Annotated in this window: 3 protein-coding genes; 2 read left to right on the top strand and 1 reads right to left on the bottom strand. The window is 66.7% G+C overall.

The window, feature by feature from the left end; all coding sequences use genetic code 11:
* Positions 1 to 3 precede the first annotated feature (3 nt).
* Both ACTG4X_RS23985 and ACTG4X_RS23980 read left to right on the top strand, forming a co-directional pair.
* Positions 4 to 3,189 carry a non-ribosomal peptide synthetase gene (locus tag ACTG4X_RS23985; protein WP_440532064.1) on the top strand — a complete coding sequence of 1,062 codons (3,186 nt, stop codon included), beginning with the start codon at positions 4 to 6 and terminating at the stop codon, positions 3,187 to 3,189.
* Between the two features lie 19 nt (positions 3,190 to 3,208).
* Positions 3,209 to 7,243, top strand: coding sequence for an amino acid adenylation domain-containing protein (locus ACTG4X_RS23980; protein WP_440532063.1), 4,035 nt, complete (start codon positions 3,209 to 3,211; stop codon positions 7,241 to 7,243).
* A gap of 46 nt (positions 7,244 to 7,289) precedes the next feature.
* Here the strand turns inward: ACTG4X_RS23980 and ACTG4X_RS23975 are convergent, their stop codons facing one another.
* Positions 7,290 to 9,680: a TonB-dependent siderophore receptor gene (locus tag ACTG4X_RS23975; protein WP_440532062.1), complete on the bottom strand. Its 2,391-nt coding sequence runs from the start codon at positions 9,678 to 9,680 to the stop codon at positions 7,290 to 7,292.
* Between the last annotated feature and the right edge of the window lie 124 nt (positions 9,681 to 9,804).

Below are 9,804 nucleotides of genomic sequence, written 5' to 3'. Positions count from 1 at the left end.
GCCATGGCTGCCATCCTTGAAACCACGAGTTCCGCTTTGCCGCTCAGCCCGGAGCAGCGTGCCATCTGGGCTCAGCATGGAGAACAGGCCGCGACCGGCGCGCCCAAGCTCGTGCTGCTGGCCGATCTTGACGGCGAGCTCGATGCGGCGCGCCTGCAGGCTGCGGTGCAGTCGGTGGTGCAGGCCCATGTGGCGCTGCGCTCGGCTGTGTTGCAGGTTCCCGGCTTCCGGGGCCTGCGGCAACAGGCACTCGATGCGGTGGTCGCGCCGGGCTTGAAAAAAATCGACCTTCGCGGCAACGACGACAGTGCGGCCGCGCTGGCCGACTGGATCGCCGTGTGTACGGAAGAGCCGCTGGATGTCGCGAGCGGCGCGCTGCTGCGCATCGGAGTCGCCCGGCTCGGCGAAACACGACACAAGCTCCTGCTGGTTGCCAGCGTGTTCGCTGCGGACAAGGGCAGCCTGCAGGGCTTGCTGGATCAGATTGCCACGGCCTACCTGACGGGGCAGATCGTCGATGCGGACGAGGTCTTCCAGTACGCGCAGTTCGTCGAATGGCGCCAGGAGCTCGACAGCGACGACGAAGCGGCCGACGGGCGTGGCTACTGGCATGCCTACATCGACCGCGCCGACATGCTGCAGGCGCCGCGCCTGAACACCCGGGCGGACGGGGAGCGCGAAGCCACACCGACTCGAATCAGCCTCGCCCTTCCTCTTGACGCGGCGCTCGCCGCCCGCATGCAGGAAGTGGCCGGGCAGCTTGGGTGCGGCACCGACTTGCTGCTGCAGGCCGTTTGGTGGCTGCTCGTGGCCCGGCTGACGGGCCACCGGCCATTCGTTGCCGGCTGGCAGAACGATTGCCGGCGCAACTACGAAGTGATGCAGGCAGCAGTGGGCGTCTTCGAGAAGATCCTGCCCGTGGTCGTGGATGTCGTGCCTGAAGAGTTTTTCTTCGACTGGATCGGGCGCCTGGGCAAAACAGTCGAGGCGCATACCGAGGCGCAGGAGTACTGGGCAATCGATGCGCCGCCGATCTCCGCGCACCTCGACGTGGGCTTCGGTTTCGACGAGGCGCCGGTGCGGTCGCACGGCGCCATGGCATGGCGTGTGGACACCGCGCCCGGGCCGCAGCCTTGTTTTGAGCTGGCCCTGCAGGTCGGCCAGGCCGGGCAGGCGTTCACGCTGTCCGTGCATGCGGACGCATCGCGCTATTCATCGCAGGCCGTGGAGCGGTTGCTGTGGCAGTACAGCACGTTGCTCGAAGATGCCGTGTCGCAGCCTCGCGCGACGGTTGGCAGTCTCGCGCTGGTCGGTTCGCGCGAGCGCGAATTGCTGTTGCTCGCAGCCCGTGGCGAGGAGGCGGACTTCGGAACCCTCACGCTGGCCGAGCAGGTCGCCGGCTGGGCTCGGACGACGCCGGACGCGCCCGCGCTGGAGACAGGCGATGTGCTTCTGAGCTACCGCGAATTCGATGCGCGAATCAACCGGATGGCGCACTGGCTGCAGGCCAAGGGCGCTACGGCCGGCGCGCTGGTGGCGCTCAACCTTCCGCGGTCGGCCGACTTGCTTGTGGCGATGCTTGCGAGTTGGCGCATCGGGGCGGGCTACCTGCCGCTGGACCCCGAATGGCCCGCTGCACGCCGCCAGGCCGTGCTGGAAGACGCCGTGCCGTCGCTCGTGCTCCATGCCACCGGGTCGGCTTCGCCCGGCGATGCACCGTGGCGTCAGGCATCGCTCGGTGACATGGACCGGGGCGGCTTTGCCGACAGCGCGCCGGCACACCAGCCTGCGATGCGCGACCTGGCCTATGTGCTCTACACCTCGGGTTCGACGGGAACGCCCAAGGGCGTGGTGATCGAGCAGGGGCAATTGCTCAACTACGTGGCGGCGGTGTCGTCGGCCATGGACCTGGGCCGCTGCCGTCGCTGGGCGCTCACCAGCTCGGTCGTCGCGGACCTGGGCAACACGGCGCTCTTCGGTGCGTTCCACAACGGCGCCTGCCTCGTCGTGGCGGACCCCGGCGACGTGAAGGATGCGCGCGCTTTCGCGGGCTTCATGCGCGAACGCCGGATCGACGCGCTCAAGATGGTGCCCTCCCACCTGGAGGCCTTGCTCGAGGACGATGCACCGAAGCTGCCCGAAACGCTGGTGCTGGGCGGCGAGGCCGCACCGCGCTCGCTCATCGAGCGCATCGCGCGGCTCGCACCGCAGACCGTGGTCTACAACCACTACGGCCCCACGGAAACGACGGTGGGTGTGATGGTGCATCGTGTGCCGGCAGAAGGCGCCTCGTCTTCGGTGCTGCCGCTGTCGCGCGTGCTGGCGAACAACCGCATCCATGTACTGGATGAGTCCCTGCGCGTGGTGCCGAGCGGTGCGCTGGGGGCGGTGTATGTCGGCGGTGCGCAGCTGTGCCGCGGCTATCTGAACCGGGAAGTGGAAGGCGCTTTCGTGGCCGATCCATTCCAGCCCGGGCAAAAGCTCTACCGTACGGGCGACCTGGCTTGCGTGCTGCCCGAGGGCGGCATCCGCCTGGCAGGGCGGGCTGACGACCAGGTCAAGATCCGTGGCTTTCGTGTCGAACCGGCCGAGGTGGAGGCGGTGTTGCTGTCGCAGCCCGGCGTACGGCAGGCCGTGGTGCTGGCGGTGCCGGCCGGCGGAGGCGACGCCGAACTCCGGGCCTTCGTCGTGGCAGACGAGTTGCTCGCATCGGAGGCCGACCGTTCGGCGCTGACCGGGCGGCTGGGTACGCTGCTGCCCGCGCACATGGTGCCCGCACGCTGCAGCTTCGTTGCGGAGTTCGCGCGGCTGCCGAACGGAAAAATCGATCGCCAGTCGTTGCTGTCCGCAGCAAAGGTCGATGACCGGAAGCCGGTGACAACGGCCCCGCGCGACGCACTCGAATCGGTGCTGGCGCAGTGCATGGCCGGCCTCGTTCAGCGCGACGTCATCGGCGTGGAAGACGACTTCTTCGAACTCGGCGGGCATTCGCTGCTCGTGATCAAGCTGGTGGCGCGCATCCGCAAGCTGCTGCGACTCGATATCGCGCCGGGGCTGGTGTTCGACCACCCCACCGTCGCCACGCTGGCGGTGGCGCTTCGCGCGCTGGAGGAGCAGGACGTCGAGCGAATGGAACTGCTGGCGCACACGCACGAGCAAGCTCGCCTCAAGGACTCAGGATCAGTTTGATATGCAGGATGGAACAGTGATGAACATCACCGATGCGGCGCAGCGGATTTCGGCAGCAGACGAGTGGGCGGAGGACGACGACGAAATCCGCCGTTGCGTGTCGAACGGCGACGAGGTGCCGTTGTCCCATGCGCAGGAGCAGCTCTGGTTCCTGCAGCGCCTGGGGCCGGGGCTGACGGCCTACAACCTGCCGAGGATGCTCCGCCTGCAGGGCCCGCTGGATGCGGATGCGCTCGAGCGGGCGTTCCAGGCCGTGATCGATCGCCACGGCATCCTGCGCACCCGCTTCTTCGAGAAAGACGGCGTGCCCATGCAGCAGATGGTGCGGGACGTGACGTTCGTGCTGGAGCGGTTCGATCTGTCCCTGGAGTCCGGGGTCGTGCGGCAGGCGCGTGTCGATGCGCTGGCGAGCGAGATGGCCCTGCACGTGTTCGACCTGGGCGCCGCGCCCGCACTGGTGGCGAGGTTGATCCGGCTGTCGGACGAAGAGCATGTGCTGACGGTCTGTCTGCATCACATCGTGTCGGATGCCTGGTCCAACCCCATCCTCGCGGCGGACCTCGCTTCGGCCTACCGCCTGGCATTGGCCGCGGGCGCGGCCGTTCGGCTGCCGGCCTTGCCGGTCCAGTACGCCGACTACGCACTGTGGCAGCGGGAACGCCTGCAGGGCGAGGCCCTGGCGACGCAGCTGAACTACTGGAACACCCATCTGGGTGCCGATGTGCCGCCGCTGGAATTGCCGCTGGACGGGGTTCGTTCCTCGCGGCAGACCTTCGACGGTGCCGTGCATCGCTTCGAGCTGGAGCCTGCACTGGCCGTGGCGTTGCAGAAGTTCTGCCGCACGGAAAAGTGCACGCCCTTCGTGGTCCTGCTCGCGACGTGGCAGATGCTGCTGGGCTGGTACAGCGGCCAGAACGACTTCGCCGTCGGCGTGGCCAATGCCGGTCGCCATCGCGACGAGGTACGCGATCTGGTGGGTTTTTTCATCACGACCCAGGTGTTCCGGGCGCGGCTCGAGCCGCGCGCCACGTTGCTCGAAATCTGCCGACGGGTGCGGCGCGATTCATTGTCCGCGCTGGAGCATGCGGATCTTCCCCTCAAGGCGCTGCTGGCCAGCCGCAACGTGAAGCGCGACGCGTCGCGCAATCCGTTGTTCCAGGTGATGTTCGGCGTGCAGATGGGCGACAGCGCTGCCGGCCTCGCGTTCGGCGACGCGCGCACGGAGGAGATCGGTGCCCGCAATGCGAGCGCCAAGTTCGACCTGTCACTGGATTTCTTCATCGAACCGACGCGGGCGCACGCCCAGATCGAATACAACACGGGCCTTTTCGGCGAGGCGACCGTGGCGCGGCTGGCAGGCTGGTACGTGCGCCTGCTCGAGGCATTGACGGTCGATCCGGGGCAGGCCTTTTCGGGTGTCGATCTTTGCAGCGCGGCGGAGCGCGCGCAACTCGCGGCGTGGAGTGTGAACACGCAGCGCCATGAAAACGCGACACCGGTGCATCGGCTGATCGAAGGGCAAGCGCAACGAACCCCGGATGCGCCGGCCTTGAGCTTCGGCGAAGAGACGCTGAGCTACGCGCAGCTCAATGCGAGGGCGAACCGCCTCGCGCATCATCTGATCGGCCTTGGCGTAAGGCCCGAGGCGAAGGTGGGTATCGCGGTGGAGCGCTCCATCGAGATGGTGGTGGGGATCCTGGCGATCCTGAAGGCAGGCGGTGCGTACGTGCCGCTGGACCCGGACTACCCGGCGGAGCGGCTGGCCTACATGGTGGCCGACAGCGGCATCGGGCTGGTGTTGACGCAGAGCCATCTCACCGTGCCGGGCACCGAGGCCGTGCAGGTGCTGTCGTTCGACATGCTGGACGTTCGCGCCGAACCCGGGACAAATCCGCAGATTGCGTTGAGCGGCGAGAACCTCGCCTACGTCATCTACACCTCCGGCTCCACCGGAAAGCCGAAGGGCGCCGCCAACCGTCATGGCGCCTTGTACAACCGCCTTGCCTGGATGCAGCAAGCGTATGCACTCGGTGCGGACGACACCGTGCTGCAGAAGACTCCCTTCAGCTTCGACGTGTCGGTGTGGGAGTTTCTCTGGCCCTTGATGTTCGGCGCCCGCCTGGCGGTTGCCCTTCCGGGCGACCACCGCGACCCGGCACGCTTGCGAACTTTGATCGGGCAGCACCGGGTCACGATCCTGCACTTCGTGCCCTCGATGCTGCAGGCCTTCCTGGCCCACGAGGGCATCGAGGCCTGTACCAGTCTGCGGCGCATCGTGTGCAGTGGCGAGGCCCTGTCGGCCGAAGCACAGAACGAAGTGTTCAGGCGGCTGCCGCAGGCAGTGCTCTGCAACCTCTATGGCCCGACCGAGGCCGCGATCGACGTGACGCACTGGACCTGCCGGGATGACGGGCGGAGCCAGGTGCCGATCGGACGACCCATCAGCGACACCCAGGCGCATGTGCTGGATGCGGAGCTCAACCAGGTAGCTGCAGGAGCGGCGGGAGAGTTGTACCTGGGCGGGGTCAACCTTGCGCGCGGCTATCTCAACAGGGCGGGTCTTACCGCAGAGCGCTTTGTTGCGACGGAAGATGGAGCCCGGCTGTACCGCACGGGCGACCTCGTTCGCTGGAATGCGGAGGGCCAACTGGAGTACCTGGGCCGCATCGATCACCAGGTGAAGGTGCGGGGCTTCCGCATCGAGCTGGGCGAGATCGAGGCGCAACTCCTGGCGCAGCCCGAAGTGCGCGAAGCGGTGGTGGTGGCACGAGATGCCGCAAGCGGAGCCCGACTGGTGGGCTATGTCTCCGCCCACGCCGGGCAGGCCATCGAGACAGCCGTGTTGCGTGAACGTCTTGCCGCGGCGCTGCCGGACTACATGGTGCCGGCGGCGCTGGTGGTGCTGGATACATTGCCGCTGAACGCCAATGGCAAGGTCGACCGCAAGGCGTTGCCGGCGCCGGAGTTCGGGGAGGCGCGGGCAGGCGAGGAGCCACAGGGGCTGGTGGAGGGCGCACTGGCAGCGATCTGGGGGCAGGTGCTGGGCGTGCCGCACGTGGGGCGCCACGACAACTTCTTCGAGCTCGGTGGCGATTCCCTTGTCGCGCTCAGGCTGCTGGCCAGGATCAACAAGTCGCGTGCGTTGGGCGTGAAGATTTCCCTGCAGGACCTGCTTCAGAAGCAGACGATCGCCAGGCTGGTTGCACAGCTGGACATCGGCGCGACTCCGCAGCCTGTCCAGTTGCTGAACGCGTATGCCGGGCCGGCAGAAGCGATGCCGCTCTTCTGCGTGCCGCCCGGGCTGCGCCATCCGGTCGACTATCGGCCGATGGCGCGCCACCTGGAAGACTCGCGTGCCGTCTACGGCCTGAGCTACACGGACGACATCACCGGGCTGGAGTCGATCGGGCAGATGGCCCGGTACTACGTCGATCTCATCCGCAAGACGCGGCCGCAGGGTGCCGTTGGCATCGTCGGCTGGTCACTGGGGGCGGTTGTTGCAGTGCATGTCGCCAGCCTGCTGGAGCAGGAGGGCGTGGACGTCGCCTTCCTCGGCATGGTCGACAGTTTCCTGCTGGACGAGAGCTTCGATCCGGACGGCTGGTATCAGGACTTCCGCGATTTCGTTCTGGACACCGCGAACGGCAGCATGGGCCGCGAGGCCGTCGACGCAATGCTCGACAGGTTCGAACCAATCCGCTCAGCATCGGACGAGACCGTGCGCGACGCTGTCGAAGAAATCGTGGCCGCGGCCGGCATGAGCATGAAGACGGCCGACATCGTCCAGGGGATCGTCGCAACCCGGCGCATGAACGCGATCACGGAAAAGATCGCCGCGTTCCCGCGCCTGAACGTGGCGCCGCATTTCTGGTGGAAGAAGGGAAGAGCGGCTGCGGAGAAGGCCGCGCTCCTGTCGCAGTTCGACGGCGAAGCGCGTGCTTCAGTCGAAGTGGATGCAGACCATCAGGGCATCGTGCGCCACGCTGCGATGTTGAGTCATCTGCATGCGGCCATGTGCGATGCGCAGGACAGGGAGACAGCAGGCGCGCGCTGATGGATGGCCTGCCCCCCGCATTCACGCGGGGGGCGAGGCTGATCGATCAGAACTTGTACCGGGCGGTCAGGGTCGCCGCGCGAAGGGTGCCCTGGTAGCACTCGCCGTGGTAGCAGATCGAGTTGTACTTCTTGTTTGCCAGGTTGGAGACGTTGAGCGCGAAGCGCCACGGGCCGGTTTCGTAGTGCACGGCCGCATCGACGAGCGTCACGCCGCGTTCGAACGTGGTGTTGTACTCGTCGTTCTGGCGTTTGCCGATGTAGCGCACGCCGCCGCCGAAGCCCAGGCCGTTGCCCAGGGTGTAGTCGAGCCACACCGATGCGGACTGCTTGGGCACGAGCGGCGGGATCTTGCCGACTTCGTCCGGATCGGCGCTGGCGAGCACCTTCATGTCCAGCCAGGTGTAGGCAGCAGCGATGTTCAGGCCCGGTGCGAGCTCGCCCTTGGCCTCCAGCTCGATGCCGCGTGAGCGCTGCTTGCCGATCTGGCGCCCCTCGGAGGTTGCCGGGTCGTAGGTGACCACGTTGGTCTTGCGCAGGTCGAAGGCCGCGGCGGTGAACAGGGTGCGCGTGCCTTCGGGCTGGAACTTGACGCCGACCTCGACCTGCTTGCCGCGGCTGGGATCGAAGGGCTGGTTGTTCGCGTCGACGCCGCTGTTGGGCAGGAAGGACGTGGTGTAGCTCATGTAGGGCGCCCAACCGTTGCCGAGCAGGTAGCTAAGGCCTGCCCGGCCGCTGAACGCACTGTCCGACTTCCGGGTGAAGGTCTCGCTCAGGTAGTTGCTGGTGCTCTGGCGTACCTGATCCTGGCGGCCACCGACGGTGAAGACCCATTTGTCGCCGAACTTGATCTGGTCCTGGGCGTAGATGCCGATCTGGCGCGTCGACTGCGACAGATCGGTCACCGGGATGGTGGGCGTTGCCACGGCCTGGCCGTAGACGGGTGCAAGCACGTCGAGGTCCGGTGCCGCGCCGCGGAAACGCCGCTGCTTGCCGTTCTGGTCGGTGTAGTCGAAACCGAGCAGCACCGTGTGCTGGACGGAGCCGTACTGCAGCTTGCCCTGCACGTTGGTGTCGAGCGTTGCCAGGTTCACGGGGTCGTTCCAGCTTCTGGCAACGCGGGAGAGCGTGCGCTGGTCATCGCCGAGCGAGCCGGCCCAGACTGCTCGCCTGTTCAAGTCGATCCTGCTGTAGCGGAAGTTCTGGCGGAGGGTCCAGGTGTCGTTCAGGGCCGTTTCGAAGCGGTAGCCGATGGCGGCCTGTTTCTGCTTGAGCTGGCCGAAGCTGTAGTCGCCCACCTTCACGGGGTAGAGAACGTAGTCCTGGGTGAGGTAGTACGGGTCTTCAGACGTGTTGTTCTTGAGGTACTCCGCAAAGACGGTCAACGAGGTCGTTGCATTGGGCTGCCAGCGCACGGAAGGCGCGATGTAGGTGCGCGTGTGGTTCAGCTTGTGGCCGTCGGGGTATCTGTCCTGGTCGTTGCTGTCGAGGCCTACGCCAACCAGGCGATAGCTCAGGTCGGTGTTGTTGCCGATCTTGTCGCCGAGGTCGAACGCCAGCTGCTTGCGTTGGTAGCTGCCGTACTGGAGTTCGATTTCGCGGCTCTTCTCCCCGGTCGGCTCCTTGCTCACGCGGTTGACGATGCCGCCTGCGTCGCCCTGGCCGAACACCATCGACGACGGGCCGCGCAATACCTCCACGCGCTCCAGCCCATACGGTTCGCTCAGGTAGTAGGTGGGGCCGAACGCCGGCTGGGCGAGCCCGTCCCGATAGACGCCGTTGGCGGAAGTGCTGAAGCCCCGCAGCAGGATGTATTCCCAGCCACGGTTGTCGGGGCCGTACGTGTTCGTCGTGACGCCAGGCGTGTAGCGAATGGCCTCCATGACGTCCTGCGCGCCGCGCGCCTCCATTTCATTGCGGCCGATGATGGAGATCGACTGCGGCACTTCGAGCACCGGCGTGTCGGTCTTGGTGGCCGTGCTGCTGCGGCGGGCCACGTAGCCGGTGACCGGGCCGGTGGGCGATTCGTCGGCGTTGGCCACCACCTGCACCGCGGGCAGAGTGCCCTGGGAGCTGGCAAGGTCGGCGGTGCGGCGGATCGTGAAGCTGCCGTTGGCGGCGCGCGTCGCCTCGAGCGAGGTGCCGGCGAGCATCTGGCCCAGGGCCTGATCGACCGTGAGCTTGCCTTGCACGGCGCGCGAGTTCTTGCCCGCGACCACCTCGCCGGCAGCAAACACCTGCACGCTGGTCTGGCGCGAGAGCTCGTTGAGCGCTGCACCGAGTGCCTGCGACGGCACTTTCACGTCGAACACCTGCGCCACGGCCTGGCCGGAAGCCTGCGCTTGCGCTGAAGCCAGCGGGGCCCAGACGGTGAGAACGGAACCGAACGCCGCGGCAAGCGCGGCATTCAGCAGATGTTGACGAGGCAGGGGACGCATAAAAGAACAACTCCAGTTTTTGAATTACGACGCATTCACATTCAGGTGCGGATGCCGGCCCAACTTCCGGTCTCTGGCGCATCTATGAGTAAGACGTTCGAACTCATCAAACAGAGACACTCTC

The sequence above is a fragment of the Variovorax sp. YR566 genome (assembly GCF_051992195.1).
Classification (GTDB): Bacteria; Pseudomonadota; Gammaproteobacteria; order Burkholderiales; family Burkholderiaceae_C; genus Variovorax.
The sequence above is the reverse complement of the archived record's forward strand: the minus strand, read 5'-3'. Positions and strand labels throughout refer to the sequence as shown.